Below are 19,077 nucleotides of genomic sequence, written 5' to 3'. Positions count from 1 at the left end.
GGGAATCGGCCACGGCGCATTCCCGCCGCGCCCATCATCCCTGCACCACCCTCACCTCTGCCAATGTGGCGCCACCGCAGCACCAACAGCCTCCGGACTCGGCGCTTTTGCCTGCCCTTGTGCCGGAATCAGATGGGGAGAGCGATGCGCCCGATTTCGCGTACGGCCCTGGGGGCGGCGACCGCCGCCGTCCTGGCCGTCACCGCGGTCGCGCCGTCCATGGCCGCCGCGCCGCAGGACGACCCGACCGGCAATCGACCGCTGGTCGGCAGCGAGGCCCGGGCCCGCGCCGGGGAACGGACCGCGACCGTCACCCTGGTGACCGGCGACCGGGTCCTCGTCACCCGCGACGCGACCGGCAACCCGGCCGCCGCCGCACTGCCGCGCGAGGACGGGACCGTGCCCTTCGTCCAGACCCGCCGCTCCGGCCAGGACCTCTACGTCTACCCCGAGGACGCCACCGCCGCCCTCGCCGCGGGCCGCGTCGACGAGGAACTCTTCAACGTCACCGGCCTGATCCGGCAGGGTTACGACGACGCCGGCACCAAGACGCTGCCCCTGATCGCGGTCTACGGCTCCGACCTCGCCCGCTCCGTCCCGGCCGCCCCGCGCGGAGCCCAGCGCGGCCAGGTCCTCAAGGCCGTCGACGGCGTCGCCCTCAAGGCCGACAAGAAGCAGGCCGCCGCCTTCTGGGCGGACGTGAACGCCCCCGCCGCCCGGTCCGCCGCCGGCCTGAAGAAGCTCTGGCTCGACCGCAAGGTCGAGGCCACCCTGGAGCGCTCGACCCAGCAGGTCCACGCCCCCGAGGCCTGGGCCGCCGGCTACGACGGCAAGGGCACCAAGGTCGCCGTCCTCGACACCGGCGCCGACACCCAGCACCCCGACCTCAAGGGCCGGGTCGTCGCCTCGGAGAACTTCACCGACTCCGACACCTCCGAGGACCGCGGGGGCCACGGCACCCACACCATCTCCACCGTCGGCGGCTCCGGCGCGGCGAGCGACGGCAGGAAGAAGGGCGTCGCGCCCGGCGCGGAGCTCCTCAACGGCAAGGTGCTCAACGACTACGGCTCCGGCGCCGCCTCCTGGATCATCGCCGGCATGGAATGGGCCGTCGCCCAGGGCGCCGACGTGGTCTCCATGAGCCTCGGCAGCTCCGTACCCACCGACTGCACCGACCCGATGAGCGTCGCCGCACAGGAACTCGCCCAGAACAAGGACACGTTGTTCGTCATCGCCGCCGGAAACTCCGGCCCGACGCTCAACACCGTCTCCTCGCCCGGCTGCGCCCCCGACGTACTGACCGTCGGCGCCACCGACCGCGACGACTCCACCGCGTACTTCTCCAGCCGCGGCCCGACGATCGTCAACCACACCCTCAAGCCGGAGATCGCGGCCCCCGGCGTCGGCATCTCCGCCGCCGCGGCGGGCGGCCGGGGCGTGTACGCCTACCAGTCCATGTCCGGTACGTCGATGGCCACCCCGCACGTCGCGGGCGCCGCCGCCATCGTCAAGCAGCGCCACCCGGACTGGACGGCCCAGCAGATCAAGGCCGCGCTCGTCTCCTCCGCAATGAGCTCCGTGCCCGGCGACGTCCGTGAGGTCGGCGGCGGCCGGCTCGACGTCAAGGCCGCGATCGACCAGACGGTCCTCGGCGCCGACGCCGTCCAGGGCGGCACCTTCAACTGGCCCCAGGACAGCAGCGACCGCAGCTCCGTCGCCGTCCCGTACACCAACACCTCGGACACGGCCGTCACCCTGACGCTCGCCGTCGAGAAGGTCACCGGCAACGACGGCTCGCGCGTCCGGTCCTCCGTCGCCCGGCTCGGCAAGCGCACCGTGACCGTCCCGGCCGGCGCGGCCGTCGGGGTCCCGCTCCACCTGGACCCGGCCGCCCGGCTGGAGCGCGCCCAGTACGGCGACGTCACCGGCCGCGTCGTGGCCACCGGCCCCGGCGGCGTGCACGTCTCGACGCCGTTCTCGCTCTACGTCCAGCCCGAAACGGTCACCCTGCGCGTCAAGTTGATCGACCGTCAGGGCGAGCCCGCCGACGGCGCGTCCTCCCTCGACGTCATCGGCACCGACACCGCGAGCGGCGAGCGTCGCTTCAACGAGGGCGCCGGCGACCAGGTCTTCCAGGTGCGGCCCGGCAGCTACTTCCTCTCCTCCTTCGTCACCACCCCGGACGCGGGCGAGGGCGCCACGCTGAACGACTCGCTCAGCTACCTGGCCCGCCCGCAGATCGAGGTGAAGAAGGACACCACCGTCGTCCTCGACGCCCGCACGGCCCACAAGCTGTCGGTGCGGACCGACAAGCCCGGTGAACAGCGCGGCACCACCCTGGCGTTCGCCCGCTCCTGGGACGACACCTGGCTGCATGCCGGCACGGCCGCAGGTACCCGCTCGATCCGCGGCTACTACGCCTCGGTCGAAGGCCGCGCCGACGAGGGCGACTTCGAGTTCGGCAGCTACTGGCGCACCGCCGCCCCGCAGATCTCCGAGCTGAAGACGGGTGACGGCACCGTCCTGCACCCGGTCACCGGCTCCCTCGGCTCCGACAACCTCGACGGCGCCGACTCCGCCCGCCTCGTCGACGCGGGCACCGGAACCCCCGCGGAGCTGACGGCCGCCGGCGTCCAGGGCCGCGTCGCCCTGGTCCGCTTCCCGGACACCTCCACCAACGTGGCGACCGTCGCCCGGACCGCCAAGGCCGCGGGGGCCGTCGCGGTCCTCGCGTACCGCACCTCGACCGCCCGCTGGTACCCGACGGCAGGCTTCACGGGAGCCGGGTTCCCGGTCCTCGCCGTCGACTCCGCCGAGGGCGCGGCGCTGCTCGGCAAGCTCTCCGCCGGCGAGGTCACCCTCTCCTGGAAGGCCACGGCGAAGAGCCCGTACCTCTACAACCTCGCCTTCCCCGAGACCGGTTCGATCCGCGACGACAGGACCTACCAGGTCCGCGACGGACAGCTGGGCCGCACCGAGTCCACCTACGGCTCGATGGGCGTCACCACCGACTTCATCGACAACGCGGCGGCGTACCGGCCGAACGGCACGTCCGTCTACTTCGGCGCGGTCGAGCCGGTCCCGGCGCCGGGCACCCGGACGGAGTACTACACGGCCGGGGACACCCAGTGGGACCAGGTGCTGTCCTCCAGCTTCCCGTTCGGCGAGTTCATGATCGGGGCCAAGCGCGCGTACAAGGCGGGGGAGAAGCGCACGGAGCGCTGGTACGACGGCGTCGTCGCCCCGACCGCCCCGCAGGACGCGGCCGGTGAGCCGGTCCTCGTCGCGGAGCGCCAGGGCAACCTCATCGGCTTCGCCGACTCCCTGTGGGGCGACAACACCCACTACGCCCAGCCCGGATCCTTCGGCGACATCGGCAACGTCCGGCTGAGCAGGGACGGCGAGGTGCTCGGCGAGTCCGCATGGCCGTTCGGGGTCTTCGAAGTCCCGTCCGAGCGAGGCACGTACACGCTCGAACAGAACGTCATGAAGATCGGCAGCAAGGTGTGGAACCGCTCCACTTCCGTCAACTCGGTGTGGGAATTCACCTCCAAGCTCGACGAGAGCGTCTACTCTCAAGGCATCCCGATTCTCTTTCCCCGGTACACCCTGCCGGAGGACGGACTGAAGACCCTCGCCGCGACCGACGGCCAGAAGATCGTCCTCACCGCGACGGGTCACGCGGGCTACACGCCCGCCGCTCTCACCTCGGCCAGGCTCTCGTACTCCTACGACGGAGGCACGACCTGGACGGAGGCGCAGGTCTCGCAGCAGGGCGGCGCCTGGACCGCGACCGTGAACCACGCGGGCGCGGCAGGCAAGCCGGTCACCCTGAAGACCGAACTGACGGACGCCAACGGCAACTCCGTCACCCAGACCGTGGTCCGCGCTTACGACGTGCGCTGATCACGCCGGTCCGCCGGGCGTCCTTCCCGTGGGGGGTGGGGTCGCCCGGCGGACCTCTTTTTCGTCATGTCCCGGTTTCTGGCGGCCTGTGCGGTGGACAATAAGGGCATGACTCAGCAGGGGGACAACTGGTGGGACAAGCTCTACGACGACTCGGCCCCGGACACGGCGCCGACCGCGACGGGTGACACGCTCGACGACCGCTTCGACTCGGCGTCGCAGGCGACGAGCGGCGAGGCGCGCCGGGCGGCGCAGCCGCCCCGGGCCCCCTGGGAGCCGCTCGACGGCACGACCCCCGGCCCGCGCTCGTTCCCGCCGCCACCCGGGCCACTGACACCGGCTCCTGACGGCACGCCGCCCGGCCCTCCGGCACCGGTTTCTGACGGTCCGCCGCCCGGCCCGCCGGCGGCCTCACCGCCCGCGCCGACGGCGCCCGCGGCTCCGGACGCATCACCCGCGCCCAAGGCGCGCCCCGCCCCCGACCGGCCCGAGGGCGACGCCGGTCCACCGCCCGTGCCCCGGCCCCGTACCGCACACATCGGCAGTCGGCCGCCCACCTACGAGGCCGAGCCGACCGCGCTGCCCGCCGCCCGGCCCGACGAGCTCGTCGACCTGGTCGCCGACACCGTGCTCGACGGGGCCCGCTACGGCACGTACACCCTGCGCGCCGCCTCCCTGCGCGGTGACTCCGCCCGCTACCGCGGCGACCCCCGCAGGGACGCCCTCCTCACCGCCCGTTTCGGCCACGACGAGGCCGCGCTCGTCCTCGTCGCCGTGGCCGGCGGCGCCCGTGGCGCCGAGGCCGCCCACCTCGCCGCCGCCGACGCCTGCCGCTGGATCGGGGAGGCCGTCGGCCGGAGCCACGCCCGGCTCTCCGAGGACATCCGGGCCGGCCGCCGCGGCGACCTCAAGTCCGGACTCCACCGCCTCACCGACCGCACCTTCGGCAGACTCCGCGCCCGCGCCGTCGAACTGGGCGTGGAGCCCGAGGAGTACACCGCCAGCCTGCGCTGCCTGCTCCTCGCCGCCGACCCCCAGTGCCGTACCCGCGTCTTCTTCGGCATCGGCCGCGGCGGGCTGTTCCGGCTCCGCGACGGTGCCTGGCAGGACATCGAGCCGTTGATCCCCGAACCGGCCGCGCTCACCGGCGCGCCCGTCGTCGGCTTCGGCTCGCCTCCGTCCCCGGGCGAGCAGACCGAGGAGGGCGACCGGCTCACCATGGACCTGGGCATCACCACGGCCCCCGGCCCCTTCGTCGAGGCCCCTCTGCCCCCGCCCGCGGAACCGTTCCGCTTCCGCGCCTCCGTGGCCCGCCCCGGGGACACCCTGCTGCTCGCGTCGAACGGCCTCGCCGAGCCGATGCGCGGCGAGCTCGCCCTCGCCAAGGAGCTCGCCGGGCGCTGGGCGACCCCCGAGCCGCCCGGGCTCGCGGCCTTCCTCGCCGACATCCAGCTCAGGGTGAAGGGGTACGCCGATGACCGTACAGGGGTGGCCGTCTGGGAGGCGTAACGCTTCGGCCCATGTGTTGATGGACCCATGGCCAAACAGAACGTCGCAGAACAGTTCGTCGACATCCTCGTCCGAGCGGGTGTCCGGCGTCTGTACGGAGTCGTCGGCGACAGCCTGAACCCCGTCGTCGACGCGATCCGCCGTACCCCCGACATCGACTGGATCCAGGTCCGGCACGAGGAGGTCGCCGCCTTCGCCGCCGGGGCCGAGGCGCAGATCACCGGGCGACTCACGGCCTGCGCCGGCTCCTGCGGCCCCGGCAATCTGCACCTCATCAACGGCCTGTACGACGCCCACCGCTCGATGGCCCCCGTCCTCGCGCTCGCCTCGCACATCCCTTCGAGCGAGATCGGCCTCGGCTACTTCCAGGAGACGCACCCCGACCGGCTCTTCGCCGAATGCAGCCACTACAGCGAACTGATCTCCAACCCCCAGCAGATGCCCCGGCTCCTCCAGACGGCCATTCAGCACGCCGTCGGGCAGAGCGGCGTCAGCGTCGTCTCGCTGCCCGGCGACATCGCCTCCGAGCCGGCGCCGGAGAAGGCCTGGGAGACCGCGCTCGTCACCTCCCGCCCCACCGTCCGTCCGGGGGACGCCGAGATCGACGCCCTGGTGCGGATGATCGACGCGGCCGACCGGGTGACGCTGTTCTGCGGCAGCGGCACGGCCGGCGCGCACGCCGAGGTGATGCAGTTCGCCGAGCGGGTGAAGTCGCCCGTCGGGCATGCGCTGCGGGGCAAGGAGTGGATCCAGTACGACAACCCGTTCGACGTCGGCATGAGCGGCCTGCTCGGCTACGGCGCCGCCTACGAGGCGACCCACGAGTGCGACCTGCTGATCCTGCTCGGCACGGACTTCCCGTACAACGCCTTCCTGCCCGACGACGTCAAGATCGTCCAGGTGGACGTCCGGCCGGAACGCCTCGGCCGCCGCTCCAAGCTCGACCTCGCCGTCTGGGGCGACGTCCGGGAGACCCTGCGCTGCATCACCCCGCGCGTGCGCGCCAAGACCGACCGCCGCTTCCTCGACAAGATGCTGAAGAAGCACGCCGACGCGCTCGAAGGAGTCGTCAAGGCGTACACCCGCAAGGTGGAGAAGCACAAGCCGATCCACCCCGAGTACGTCGCCTCCGTCCTGGACGAACTCGCTGACGACGACGCCGTGTTCACCGTCGACACCGGCATGTGCAACGTCTGGGCCGCGCGCTACATCTCGCCCAACGGTCGCCGCCGCATCATCGGTTCGTTCTCGCACGGCTCGATGGCCAACGCCCTGCCGCAGGCCATCGGCGCGCAGTTCACCGACCGCACCCGCCAGGTGATCTCGATGTCCGGCGACGGCGGATTCTCCATGCTGATGGGCGACTTCCTCACCCTGGTCCAGTACGACCTCCCGGTGAAGATCGTGCTCTTCAACAACTCCTCGCTCTCCATGGTGGAGTTGGAGATGCTGGTCGCCGGACTCCCTTCGTACGGGACGACCAACCGCAACCCCGACTTCGCCGCGATCGCCCGCGCGGCCGGCGCCTACGGCGTCCGCGTGGAGAAGCCCAAGCAGCTCGCCGGCGCCCTCCAGGACGCCTTCAAGCACAAGGGCCCGGCGCTCGTCGACGTCGTCACCGACCCCAACGCCCTGTCCATCCCCCCGAAGATCAGCCGCGAGATGGTGTCCGGCTTCGCGCTCTCCGCGAGCAAGATCGTCCTGGACGGCGGCGTCGGCCGCATGCTCCAGATGGCCCGCTCCAACCTCCGCAACGTGCCCCGGCCCTGAGGTCCTGAGGTCTCACTCCTGGGGGTGGAACCCGGGGTCCACTGGGCGCAGCCCCGTCATGCCGTGCCCGGGAAGACGCCGGCGCCCCAGAAAGCTGTGGGGCCCGAGGTACCGACAGACGGAGTGCTCGCTCATGCCCCTGTATTCCCCATCGCGCCGGGCCGGGCGCATCGCCGCGGCGGCCGGAGCCGCGGCCCTCGCGCTCGTCGTGAGCCTGCCCGGAGCGGCGACCGCCGCCCCCGGCGATCTGGACCCCACGTTCAGCGGCGACGGCAAGGTCATCACCGACACGGCCGCCGTCGAGGACAGCCGGGACGTCGTGGTCCAGCCGGACGGCAAGATCGTCACGCTCGGCATCGGCTTCGACTTCGACGGACCCAACGACTTCGTCCTGGTGCGCTACAACGCCGACGGCAGCCTGGACACGACCTTCGGCGGCGGCGACGGCATCGTCTTCACCGACTTCGGCGGATTCACCGACGACGAGGCCCACGCCCTGACCCTGGCGGGCCCCGGCAAGATCGTCGCGGTGGGCCGGAGCGACACCGCCGAAGGCCGGCCCCAGCTCGCGGCGGCCCGTTACAACGCGGACGGCTCCCTGGACACCACCTTCGACGGCGACGGCAAGGTCGTCACCAGCTTCGGGGAGACCGTCCCCACCGTCGGCAACGCGGTGATGATGGGACTCGACGACAACATCCTCATCGGCGGGTCCTTCGGCGGCGACGCGATGGTGACCCGCCTCACCCCCTCCGGCGGCCTGGACATCTTCGGCGAGGACAACTCGGGCAAGGCCGTCTTCCCCTTCGAGGGCGGCGACTCGGCGATCCACGACCTGACGGTCTACGGCGGCGGAACGATCGTCGCGGCCGGTTCCAGCCCGGCCGGATTCGGGCTGGTACGCCTCTACATGGAGTACGGCGGGATTGACGCGACCTTCGGCGACAACGGCCTGGTGTCCACCCCGTTCGGCACCTCGGTCCAGGGCGTGGAGCTCGCGGCCGGTGGCAAGATCGTCGCCGCGGGGACCCAGGGGACCGGTGTCGGCTCCGAGTTCGCGGTGGCCCGCTACGACGGGAACGGCGACCTGGACCCGACCTTCGGCGGGGACGGCACGGTGACCACCGGCTTCGGCGGAGTCGGTGCGACGGGGCACGACATGGCGCTGCAGGAGGACGACAGGATCGTCGTCGCGGGCGTGGCCAACGGCGACTTCGCACTCGCCCGCTTCGACACCGACGGCTCCCTGGACACCGACTTCGGCGGCGACGGCCGGGTGACCACCGACTTCGAGGGCAACTGGGACGAGGGGCGCGCGGTGGCCCTGCAGTCCGACGGCAGGATCGTCGTCGCCGGCAACGGCAGCGACAACCACGCGGTGGCCCGTTACTCGATCAGCGGCACGCCCGCGCCACCCACCGCGGACCTGTCGGTCACCAAGACCGGACCCGCCACCATCAGCATCGGTGACCAGGCCACGTACACGATCCGGGTGACCAACACGAGCACCACCACCAACGCCACCGCGGTCTCCGTCTCGGACACCCTCACCGGCGCCTCGGGCACTCTCCTGTCGGCCACGCCGAGCCAGGGCGGCCCCTGCACCGTGACCGCCACCACCATGAACTGCGGCCTGGGCACCATCGCCCCGGGCGCCTCCGCCACCGTCACGGTGGTCGCCGAACCCCGGGCCACCGGCACCCTGACCGACCGGGTGACGGCGGCAGCGGTCGAGACCGACCCGGTTCAGGCCGACAACAGCGCCACCGCGACCACCACGGTGAACAACGCCCGTGGCTGCACGATCATCGGCAGGAGCTTCGGCGAGACGCTCAACGGCACCTTCGGCAACGACGTGATCTGCGCTCTCAGCGGCAGCGACACCGTCAACGGAGGCGGCGGCAACGACACGGTCCACGCCGGTCCCGGCAACGACGTGGTCAACGGTGGCAACGGCAGCGACCGGCTGATCGGCCAGAGCGGCAACGACCGCCTCAACGGCGACTCGGGCAACGACAACCTCGACACCCGGGACGGCGTCACCGGCAACGACCAGGCCTTCGGGGGCTTCGGCTTCGACACCTGCCTGACCGACGCCGGCGACACCCGCAACAGCTGCCCGTAGGACATCCCGTCCGTTCGGTGACACTCCGGCATGAATGCGCGACGGTCGGTGGGGCATGCATCCCCGTGAGCCTGTTCGAGGAGTGTCGTTCCGACATGTGGGTGGGGGTTATGGCCGGCGAGGCGAGACAGCCGACTCAACTGCTCAGGAAGGTGGGATGCGCGGATCTCACCGCGGTGCCGGAGGTGCGCCATGCGTTGCGCGAGATGTTGCGGAGATGGGGCGGACCGGGCGCCTCCGACGTCGCCGAGCTGCTCACCAGTGAGCTGGTCACCAATGCGCTGATCCACACGGACCACGGCGCGGTCGTCACCGCGACCGTCGTCCCCGAGAGCCTCCGCGTCGAAGTGCGCGACTTCGTCTCCGGTCTGTCCGAGCCGTACGCACCGGCCGCCGACGACGGTACGCACGGCAGAGGCTTGGTGCTGGTCCAGGAACTGGCCGACTCCTGGGGGGTGGAGGACCACGGCGTCGGCAAGGTGGTGTGGTTCGAACTGAACGGCGGGGCCGCCTGAAAGCCGGCCCCGCCGTTCAGTGTTGTCCTGCTGATCTCAGCCGAACTGCTGCTCGAGGTCCTTGAGTTTGCGCTCGAGGGAGTCGAGTCGAGGCAGCGTCTGGGTGTCGTCCTCGGCGGTGAGATCCACCGTCCGCGGCTCAGTACCCTTCACGGCCTGGAGGGAGGGCCGGTGTCGAAGCGGCAGTTGTCCGGGGTCCGCTATGGCCGGCTCCGCGACGGGCGTCCCCGCGGACGTCGTCGCGGAGCCCGCCGATCCCATGGAGCCCGTGCCGGAGGTCAGGGCCGGCAACTCGACCTGACGACCACCGCCCCGGCCGAGCCCGAAGGTCCGGTGCTGTCGGTTGATCGCCTTGAGTCTGGCCCGGCCGAGCTTCTCCTGCTCGCGCCGGCGCAGCCGGTTCTGCTGCTTCTCCCGCCTGTCCTCACGGACCTCGTCGACCGCCTCGTCCAGCGTCGATACGCCTTCGAGCAGCATCAGTGACCAGGCGCCGAAGGTCTCTCTGGGCGCCCTCAGCCACCGTACGACCCGGATCTGCGGCAGCGGGCGGGGCACCAGGCCCTGCTCGCGCAGCGCCGCCCGGCGGGTCTGCTTGAGGGCCCGGTCGAAGAGGACCGCCGCCGAGAGGGACATGCCCGCGAAGAACTGCGGGGCGCCCGCGTGGCCCAGACCCCGGGGCGCGTGCACCCAGTTGAACCAGGCCGCCGCGCCGGCGAACGTCCACACGAGGAGACGCGAGCCGAGGGCCGCGTCACCATGGCTCGCCTCGCGCACAGCGAGAACCGAGCAGAACATGGCCGCGCCGTCGAGGCCGAAGGGGACGAGGTACTCCCAGCCCCCGGTGAGGTTGAGGTTCTGTCGGCCGAAGCCGACGAGCCCGTGGAACGAAAGTGCGGCGGCGACCGCCGCACAGCAGAAGAGCAGTACGTAGGAGGCGGTTCCGTAGATCGCTTCCTTGCGTCTGCGGCGTTCCTCGCTGCGCTCCCAGGAGTCCTCGGCCGCGGCCTGGTCACCGGCGCGCTTGCCGCGCGCGAGCACCGCCACCGCCGTCAGGACTCCGGCCACCATGACGCCACCCGGAAGCAGCCAGTCCAGCGATATGTCGGTCAGTCTCATGCGGTGTCCCTTGCATCGCAGTAGGGCCTTTCGGGCGCCCATACTGGCCGACCCCGAAGGGCCGACAAGGGGTTTCGCGGCAAGAGCACGCCATTGAGGTCGCACAGCATACGAATAGGTGCGATCTGATCGAACGGCCAGGCGGGTCAAGGGAGTTGCGTTCGATTTACGCCACCCGAGCGGGTGGCGTAATCCGGTGGGGACGTCAGGCGGTCGCGGCCAGCCGGCGGACCCGCTCGGCATCGCACGTGCGCGGACACGTCAGACAGGTGTCCTCGGGGCGCAGGGTGTAGAAGAAGCAGCACGTCGCCCGGTCCCGGGTGGAGCGGGCCGTTCCGTCGGCGTCCACGGAGCCGGGCAGCTCGCGGAAGCCCGCGGCCCCCGCGTACGGCTTGGCCGTGCCGGGCATCAACAGCTCCAGCTCGCGCATCCCGCGCTCCTCCTCGCCGAGCAGCGCCGCGATGTACCAGAGGCCCTCGACGATCTCGTCCGTCGCCATCCCCCACAGCGCCCGCCTGCCGCGCCGCATGCGGGGTCCGAAGCCGGCCAGGACGTCCTCGAAGTGCTCGGCGAGCGAGGCGCGGACCTCGCCGCGCAGCGCCTCCTCGTCAGGGACGACCCGGGCGCCGGGCAGCCCGGCGGCGGGGTCGCCGGGCAGGCAGGCGAACTCCTCGATGCGGACGGTCATCCGACCCAGGGCTCGCTGGAAGGCGACGTTCCGCGCGGGCAACCGGGGGACCCTGCGGTGCAGGAACCAGGGAACCGTGACCAGGAGGCAGGCGGGCCAGGCGTACCGGTGCAGTCCGAAGCTGGCGACCACGTCGGCGCGGGCCTGCTGCCCGTAGTCGCGCAGCACCTGGGCGTTGTCCCAGGCCAGGAAGGCGTCGAGCGCGGCGCCCCCCGCCGCCAGCTCGTCGGCCCCGACCCAGCCGCCGCCGCGCGGTTGCCTCTCGCCGTGACCCAGCTCCTCTATCCGCAGGCCGGAGAACACCTCGCCGAGGCGGGCGTACGAAGCCGCGACGGGCGAGGTGGGGGCAGCTGGAAGCAGAGCGGGGACGGCCATACGGGACCACCGAATCGCGATCGTTAGCAGGTTAGCCTTACCTTACCCGATGCGATCGATGTTTGCCCCTCCCAACTGGGGGGCACGCCCCCCAGACCCCCTGTCCCCGGCGTTTCGCCTATGGTGCACGGGGGGCCTCGCCATCGCGAGCCAGGCCCGGCACGACCCCGCAGGAGGACCCGGGTGGAGCAGGGCAGAGCGCGCGAGCGGGCGCACCAGGAGCCGTATCCGCTGTTCGGTGACGCCGTACGGGTCCCCGAGCAGGCCCGAGGCGGCGCTGCGGCGCCCCCTCCGTCCCCGCAGGCCCGTGGCGAGCACACCCACAGCGAGCCGCCCGCCCCCCGCACCGTCCAGCGGCACTCCGTGCGGGGCCAGATCCTCCAAGCCCTGCGCACCGCCCTCGTCGGCGGCGAACTGGTCCCGGGCGAGGTCTACTCCGCCCCCGTCCTCGCCGAACGCTTCGGCGTCTCGGCGACCCCCGTGCGCGAGGCGATGCAGCAGCTGGCGACCGAAGGCGCCGTCGAGGTGGTCCCGAACCGCGGGTTCCGCGTCACCGAACGCACCCCGCGCGAGCTCGCCGAGCTCGCCGAGGTCCGCGCGCTCATCGAGATCCCGGTCATGCTGAGGCTGGCCCGTACGATCCCGGCCGCCCGCTGGGCCGAGCTCCGCCCCCTCGCCGAGGCCACGTCGGCCGCCGCCGCCCGCGGTGACCGCGCCCACTACGCCGAGGCCGACCGCGCCTTCCACCGCGCGGTCCTCTCCCTCGCCGGCAACGAACAGCTCCTCGCCGTCGCGGACGACCTCCACCGCCGCTCCCAGTGGCCCCTGGTGAGCGCTCCGGCGACCCGCCACGGTGAACTGGTCGCGGACGCGGCGGAGCACACCGCCCTCCTCGACGCGCTCATCGCCCAGGATCTGACCGTCGTGCAATCACTCGTACGGGAGCACTTCACCGGATCGGCGGGCTGACGACTAAGGTCGTTGCCGTCAGCCCGCTCGCACAGCGCCGTCCGTGAGGTGTCCCATGCCGTCCGCGACTCCGTCCCCGGTATGGGGATGGTGCCCGTGACCGGATCCGCCCGCGGGGAGCGCCCCGCCGCCGGTACGGAAGCCCAGGCGGCGGCCCTGCTCGGCTGGCTCACCGACCCGGACGCGCCCCGCCTCTGCCTGGTCACCGGTGACCCCGGCCAGGGCAAGTCCGCGCTGCTCTCCTGGCTCACCGCCCACGGCGGTCGGCCGGGCGGCAGGTCCGGTGGCCGGTCGGGGGCGCGCCGCAGGCGTTCGGCGCGCGAACTGATCCCGCTCGCCGGGCAGAGCGCGCTCGGCACGGCCTGGACGATCGCGAACCGCCTCGGCGTCGTGGCCAGGACACCGGGCGAACTGGTCCAGGTCCTCGCCACCACCGAAGCCCGCCGCGCGGTCCTCGTCCTGACGGATCTGCACGCCGCCGCAGAGCCGGAGGAGATCGCCGAACTGATCGCGGAACTCGTCGGGTTGGGCCGGATCCGGCTCGTCGTCGAGGTCTGTGCGGGCACCCCCGGCCACGCTCTCCTCGCCGCCCACCGCGCCACGGTGGTCGAACTGACGGAGGAGCCGGGCGGGGAGGGCGAGCAGCGCCCCGTCCGCAGGGCCGGCCGGGTGGGGGTCGACAGGACGGGTCCGGTGGGGGTCGACCTCGCCGACCCCGTCGCCGTGTGCGCGGCCGACCCGCTGCTCGTCACCGCAGGCTACGTGAGCGGGGCCGCCGACGACCACGGCGGTCTGCGCTCCGCCTGGCTGCGTGCCGGACAGTCCCTCTGTCGCGACCAGGAGCCAACCGACCGCGCCCTGGTCCTGCTCGGTGCTCTGGGGGACAGCGCCGACCCGCGGCTCCGGCCCGCCCTGCGGCAACTCGCCGCCGACGCACCGTGGCGCGTGCGGTGGACCCGCGTACGAGGGGACCTGACCCCGCCCTGGCCGGGTCCCGTCACCGCGCTCGGGACGGTCGGCGACGGTCTGCTCGTCGCGGGCCCCACCGACGCCGTACACGTGCTGGACGGGGTCGGCGCGGTCCCCGTGGGCGAGCCGTTCACCAGCCCCGCCCGCCGGATCAAGGCGCTCGCGCCCGCGCCGGACGGCACGGTCCTGCTCCTGGACGAACGGGGCCGGCTGCACACGGTGCGTGGGCCGGGGCCGCGCCCGCCGTACCTGGAGCGGCTGACCGCGGCCGTCACGGCGACCCTGACCCGGCACCCGGGCACGGCGCTCGCCGCGATCAGCGGGTCCGTGGTGGTCGGGGACCGGCTCGGCTCCGTGCACGCCTTCGGCCTGACGGGCATTCACCAGGCCGCGCTGCACAGCGGACGCGTCACCGCGGTCACCGCCGTCGAGGCGCCCCCCACTCCCTTCCTCTGCAGCGGCGGCCTCGACGGCACGGTCCGGCTCTGGACCCCCGGCCAGGACCCTCACCCGGAGCCGGTCGCCGAACGCCCCTGTCCGGTCGTGGCGTTGCACGCCGCACCGACCCCCAAGGGCCCGTCACTCGCGATCGCCTGGGCCGACGGCCTCGTGGAACTCCGCCATCTCGACACGAAGGAGCGCCTGTCCTTCCGCCCCGGACCACCGGTCCGTGCGGTGGCGGTCACCCCCGACGGGGGAGTGGCCGTGGGCATGGACGAGGCGCTCCTCTGCCTGGACGAGGCACACCGTCACCTGGAGTGAAGCTCCGTCATGTCGCCGGTTGGGGCGACAGTTGGGCCGCGAGCCAGGTCGGTACACCACCCAGGAGACGGAAGAGCCGTCCCGCCTCGGCCCGCAGGCGGCCCGCCTCCGGCTCCGTCTCCGTGTCCGCGAGGGCGGTCAGGGCCGGGGCCGTGCCCACCAGGAAACCGAGCTCCTCGCGGATCCGCAGCGACTCGGCGAAACCATGCCGCGCCTCCGCCAACTCGCCCTCGCGCAGGGCGATTCCGGCCAGATGGCGCCAGGTGGAGGAGACGAGCAGGGTGTCACCCCGGTCCGTCGCGCCCGCGTGGGCGCGACGGAAGGCGGCGCGGGCCGCCTCGGGCGAGTCCCCGAGGTTCTGGGCGATCAGCCCGCGCCGGAAGTCGAGCAGCGGACGCCCTTCGGCGGAGGGCCCGATCAGCGCGGCCGCGCGGCCGAGCGCCGCCGTGGCCTCGTCCGCCCGGTCCCGTACGCCGAGCAGCGTCGACGCGTAGGCGAGATAGCCGCGTTCGCACGCCGCCGCTCCACGCTCCTCGTCGCTCTGCGCCACCGCCTCGGCCGCCCGCAGCGCTTCCTCCGCCTCGGCCCAGCCCTTCTCGGTGTACAGGCAGCGCTCGATCAGCAGGGCCGCCCTCTCCAGCGCCGCCGCCGGTTCGGCCGCGCGCGGTGCGAGCAGAGCGGCGGCGTCCGTCCAACAGCCGCGTGAACGGAGCCGCCATATGGCGGTTTCCATGGGGGTCTTCCTGCCGTAGGCAGGGGACGGATCGTCGCCACCCGTTGTTTCGGAACCAGACATGGCGGTGTCCGCCACATTGCCCTCCCCGAGCGCGCCATTGAGCTGTTGAGTTCAGGCCCGCATCTCAACACGAACGGGTGCGCCTGGCCAAGGGGTCAGGTGAATCATTTCACAAGAGCTGGGGGTTGACCGGAATGCGGACGCGGCCCACCGGGTCGCGCTCAGCGGCCGATCCGATCGGCCTGTGCCCCGTCTCCTGGCGCGATCAGGGCGAGATGCCCTCCGTCGTCGAGAGGGGTCGGCACCTTCAGTACGGCCAGTTCCCGGGTTCCCTCGAAGAGATGAACCTCCCCGTGACCGCCCCGGCTGACGGCGGTGTACTCCACGCCCGGCGAGGCCGCGATCGCGCGCCGCTGCACGCCGTCCCAGGGGGTGCCGCCGGGACGTGGCGCGCCGTCCATCGGGGGCAGCGGCCGCCGCGCCGCGATCCGGGGTGCGGAGCCAGAGGGATCGAGCAGGATCAGCTCGTCGCCGTCGGGGTGGACCCGCGCGTACGCGACATGGGTGGCGGTGACCGCGAGCCGGAAGACCAGGCCCGGGCCGAGCGGAACCCGTCCCGTACGGCCGGACCCGAGGTGGTGGAACCAGGCGTCGTTGGTCCACTCCGGCCACCGCCCGGGGTCGGCCGGGCCGCCCCGCACACAGGACCAGAGCGTGCGCCGGACCGGGTCGAGCCGCAGGTAGTAGCCCCGGCCGGGGCCCGCCCAGTCGAGCGGTTCCTCGACGACGAGCCGGCTGCCCTCGCGCCGCGCGCGGTGCACGCCGGAGCCGGCCGCCGCGAACAGCCGTCCGCTGTGCGGGTCGAGGGCGTCGCCGTGCCCGTCGTGATCGGGCAGCGGCAGCTCGTGCGCGGGGTCGACGGGCGGGCAGGCGGGAGGAGCGCCGAGCAGGGTGTCCCACGTGTACGCGGTGAGGGTGCCGGGTTCGCGGTGACGCAGGACGACCAGCGGGTCCTCGTCACCTGGTTGCGTGGCACCCGGCTCGTCGAGGGGTGCGATGCCCGGTGCGCCGACTCGCGGGTCACCGGGCTCGTCGAGCAGGGCGACCCCCGGCTCGCCGACCCGGGTGCGGATCCGGACGGAGCGGGGGCGTCCGGGGCGCAGGTCGATCACGGTGAGGAGGTCGCTCCACGGTTCCCAGTTCCGGCCGAGACCGGTGGTCACGGCCAGGAGCCGGCCGGTGGCGTCGGCCGCGAGGTGCTCGGCGGGGGAGGCCACGGGGGCGGTCGTCTCGACGAGCGGTCGGCCGGCCTCGGGGCCGTAGGGGTCGAGCACCACCAGCTCGCCCGCCAGATCGTCGACGAAGGCGACGCGGCCGCCTGGCAGGGCGAGGAACCCGGCGTGCTCGGCGAGGTGGCGACCCTCGAGCACCGCCCTCTCCTCGCCGCTGGGCAGGTCCAACACCCGTACGGATCCGGCGACTTGGTCGGCGACGAGGAGGCGGGGAGGCAGAGACACGGCGGGCTCCGGTGGGCTGGGCGGCATTCGTCTTATTGGTAATGATTATCATGTGACACGCTGTGGGGGTTGCGGGTCGGCCCGGGGGTGCCCGCTGCACCTCTCTGTCGCCACCCCGGGATGAAACGGAACCGAGGGACATATGTCGCGCAGAATGCTGCGAAAGGCGCGCCGCCTCGCGGCCGCGGCGGTCATGGGGGCGCTGCTTGCCGGCTGCGGAACGACCGGCGGGGACGCGAAGGACGCGGGGAAGGGGGGCGCGGGGGCCGGCCCGACGACCGATGTGACCGTGCGGCCCATCACCGCCGCGCGGACCGTCACCGACGCCAAGGGCGTCACCGTCACGACCGCGGCCCCGCCGAAGCGGATCGTGTGCCTCGTCGCCCTGTGCGACGACATGCTGGCCGAACTCGGCATCGTCCCGGCCGCCACCAACTCGGCTCTCCTCGCCCACGAGAAGTTCCTCGGCAAGGAGAAGGCGGCGAAGGTGCCCGTCGTCCCCGGCGGCTTCCTCAGTCCCGAGACCGAGGCGATCCTCTCGTACGAGCCCGACCTGGTGATCGGCCTGGGCGACACCCACGGAAAGCTCGCCCCCGCACTCAAGGGTGCCACCGTCTTCTGGCCCGTCCAGCCCGGCAACTGGCAGGACAGCGTGGGCTATCTGCGCGACCTCGCCGCGCTCACCGGCCGTACGAAGCAGGGCGAGGCGGCCGAGAAGGCCTTCCGGACCAAGCTCGCCGCGGCGGAGGAGTCGCGCAGCGACAAGACCGCGCTGATCATCTTCGGCAGCGACGAGAACTTCGGCGTCGCCACCCCCGGCAACGACGTCACCGCCGGACTGATGCCCGAGGTCGCCGACTACCCGTGGAAGAGCCGAGGCGTCGAAGGGACGTACAGCATGGAAGAGATCCTCGCGCGCGACGTCGACGTCCTCTTCGTCGAGACGCTCTCCTTCGGCGGCCCGGCCGCGCCCGGGCAGCGGCTCTCCGACAAGCTCGCCAAGAACCCGCTCTGGTCCAAGATCCCGGCGGTGAAGAACGGCCGCGTCCACGAGGTCGACGCCGAGGTGTGGGCCAAGGGGCGCGGCACACGGTCGCTGGGCATCGTCCTCGACGAGGCGACGGCCGCGCTGCGGTGAGTTCCCTGCCGGTACGTCAACTCTGCGGCGGGGCCGTGGTCCTGGCCGGAGCAGTGGCCTGCGCGCTGCTCCTGCCGCGCCTCGGGGACCTCGGCGACCTCGGCGACGAGACCGGGACCGCCCGGGTGATCCTCACCGAACTGCGCCTGCCCAGACTGGTCCTGGCCCTCGTCGCCGGGGCCTGTCTGGGCGCCGCGGGTCTCGTCCTCCAAGAGGCGCTGCGCAACCCGCTCGCCGTACCGGAGATGCTCGGCGTCTCCGGCGGCGCCGCGCTCGGAGTCGCCGCCCCGCTCGTCCTCGCCCTGCCGGTCCCGCTCGCCGTACAGCCGCTGCTCGCCCTGGCGGGCGCGGCGTTCGGCGGCCTTCTCACGCTGCTCGCCGCCGGGTTCGGCCGCAGTCCCAGCGCCGTCCTGCTGACCGGCGCGGCCGTCGCGGCGGCGCTCCAGGCGGCGCTGCTCGTCCTGATGGTCCTCGCCGACCAGCTCGACCTGCAGATCGTCTACCGCTATCTGCTCGGCAGCCTCTCCGCCCGTACCTGGGACGACGTCACCGGCCTGTGGCCCTGGCTCGCGGCGGCGCTGCCCGCGCTGGTGCTGTGCGCACCGGTCCTCGGGGTGCTGCGGCTCGGCGACGACGACGCACGCGCCCTCGGGGTCCGGGTGCGGCGCGCCCGCCTCGCGGCGTTGGGTCTCGCCGTCCTTCTCATCGCCCCGGTCGTCGCGGTCTGCGGACCGATCGCCTGGGTCGGCTTCCTCGCCCCGCACCTCGCCCGCCGCCTCCGCCCGGAGGCCGGAGCGGTGACCTGGCTGCCCTGGTCGGCCGCGCTCGGTGCCCTGATCGTCCTCTGCGCCGATCAGCCCGCCCGCCTCTTCCTGGCCCCGATCGAAACCCCGGTCGGCGCTTGGACGGCCCTCCTGGGCGTACCGGCCGGCGTCGTACTCCTGCGGAAGGCGGCGAAGCGATGACGGCGGCGCACGGAGAG

Annotated in this window: 13 protein-coding genes; 9 read left to right on the top strand and 4 right to left on the bottom strand. The window is 72.9% G+C overall.

Features of this window, described 5'->3' with window-relative positions; translation table 11 throughout:
• The first annotated feature begins 144 nt into the window (after window positions 1-144).
• The 5 genes from ACFV9D_RS28105 (at window position 145) to ACFV9D_RS28085 (ending at window position 9,825) form a co-directional block, all read left to right on the top strand.
• A complete protein-coding gene (locus ACFV9D_RS28105) occupies window positions 145-3,906 on the top strand; it encodes a S8 family serine peptidase (RefSeq protein WP_385151955.1) in 3,762 nt (1,253 codons plus the stop codon).
• Window positions 3,907-4,014: 108 nt separating this feature from the next.
• Complete coding sequence (locus ACFV9D_RS28100) at window positions 4,015-5,415, top strand: protein phosphatase 2C domain-containing protein (protein ID WP_385151952.1); 1,401 nt, start codon at window positions 4,015-4,017, stop codon at window positions 5,413-5,415.
• 27 nt (window positions 5,416-5,442) lie between these two features.
• The gene (locus ACFV9D_RS28095) at window positions 5,443-7,185 is read left to right on the top strand and encodes a pyruvate dehydrogenase (protein WP_385151950.1); all 1,743 of its coding nucleotides are present in this window, start codon (window positions 5,443-5,445) and stop codon (window positions 7,183-7,185) included.
• 133 nt (window positions 7,186-7,318) lie between these two features.
• Window positions 7,319-9,310, top strand: a complete 1,992-nt coding sequence (locus ACFV9D_RS28090) for a calcium-binding protein (protein ID WP_385151947.1) — start codon at window positions 7,319-7,321, stop codon at window positions 9,308-9,310.
• Between the two features lie 95 nt (window positions 9,311-9,405).
• The gene (locus tag ACFV9D_RS28085; RefSeq protein ID WP_385151944.1) at window positions 9,406-9,825 is read left to right on the top strand and encodes an ATP-binding protein; all 420 of its coding nucleotides are present in this window, start codon (window positions 9,406-9,408) and stop codon (window positions 9,823-9,825) included.
• A 36-nt stretch (window positions 9,826-9,861) separates the two neighbouring features.
• Here ACFV9D_RS28085 and ACFV9D_RS28080 read toward each other — a convergent pair whose 3' ends face one another.
• Together ACFV9D_RS28080 and ACFV9D_RS28075 are read right to left on the bottom strand one after the other, a co-directional pair.
• On the bottom strand, window positions 9,862-10,941 hold the full coding sequence (locus ACFV9D_RS28080) for a DUF2637 domain-containing protein (RefSeq protein ID WP_385151942.1): 1,080 nt from the start codon (window positions 10,939-10,941) through the stop codon (window positions 9,862-9,864).
• 205 nt (window positions 10,942-11,146) lie between these two features.
• A complete protein-coding gene (locus ACFV9D_RS28075) occupies window positions 11,147-12,004 on the bottom strand; it encodes a (2Fe-2S)-binding protein (RefSeq protein WP_385151939.1) in 858 nt (285 codons plus the stop codon).
• Window positions 12,005-12,187: 183 nt separating this feature from the next.
• On the opposite strand from ACFV9D_RS28075, the gene ACFV9D_RS28070 reads away from it, so the two are divergent.
• Window positions 12,188-12,973 carry a GntR family transcriptional regulator gene (locus ACFV9D_RS28070; RefSeq protein ID WP_385151936.1) on the top strand — a complete coding sequence of 262 codons (786 nt, stop codon included), beginning with the start codon at window positions 12,188-12,190 and terminating at the stop codon, window positions 12,971-12,973.
• Between the two features lie 96 nt (window positions 12,974-13,069).
• On the top strand, window positions 13,070-14,704 hold the full coding sequence (locus ACFV9D_RS28065) for a WD40 repeat domain-containing protein (RefSeq protein WP_385151933.1): 1,635 nt from the start codon (window positions 13,070-13,072) through the stop codon (window positions 14,702-14,704).
• 7 nt (window positions 14,705-14,711) lie between these two features.
• Here ACFV9D_RS28065 and ACFV9D_RS28060 read toward each other — a convergent pair whose 3' ends face one another.
• Window positions 14,712-15,500, bottom strand: coding sequence for a hypothetical protein (locus tag ACFV9D_RS28060; protein WP_385151930.1), 789 nt, complete (start codon window positions 15,498-15,500; stop codon window positions 14,712-14,714).
• A gap of 161 nt (window positions 15,501-15,661) precedes the next feature.
• Entirely contained in the window at window positions 15,662-16,984 is a 1,323-nt protein-coding gene (locus ACFV9D_RS28055; protein ID WP_385151928.1) for a hypothetical protein, read from the bottom strand.
• A gap of 115 nt (window positions 16,985-17,099) precedes the next feature.
• Between ACFV9D_RS28055 and ACFV9D_RS28050 the strand changes: the two genes are divergently transcribed.
• Together ACFV9D_RS28050 and ACFV9D_RS28045 are read left to right on the top strand one after the other, a co-directional pair.
• Window positions 17,100-18,095, top strand: a complete 996-nt coding sequence (locus ACFV9D_RS28050; RefSeq protein WP_385151925.1) for an ABC transporter substrate-binding protein — start codon at window positions 17,100-17,102, stop codon at window positions 18,093-18,095.
• Between the two features lie 71 nt (window positions 18,096-18,166).
• A complete protein-coding gene (locus ACFV9D_RS28045; protein ID WP_385152055.1) occupies window positions 18,167-19,060 on the top strand; it encodes a FecCD family ABC transporter permease in 894 nt (297 codons plus the stop codon).
• Window positions 19,061-19,077 lie beyond the last annotated feature (17 nt).

The organism is Streptomyces sp. NPDC059875 (genome assembly GCF_042731085.1).
Lineage (GTDB): Bacteria > Actinomycetota > Actinomycetes > Streptomycetales > Streptomycetaceae > Streptomyces.
This window is presented reverse-complemented; position numbering and strand designations above follow the sequence as displayed.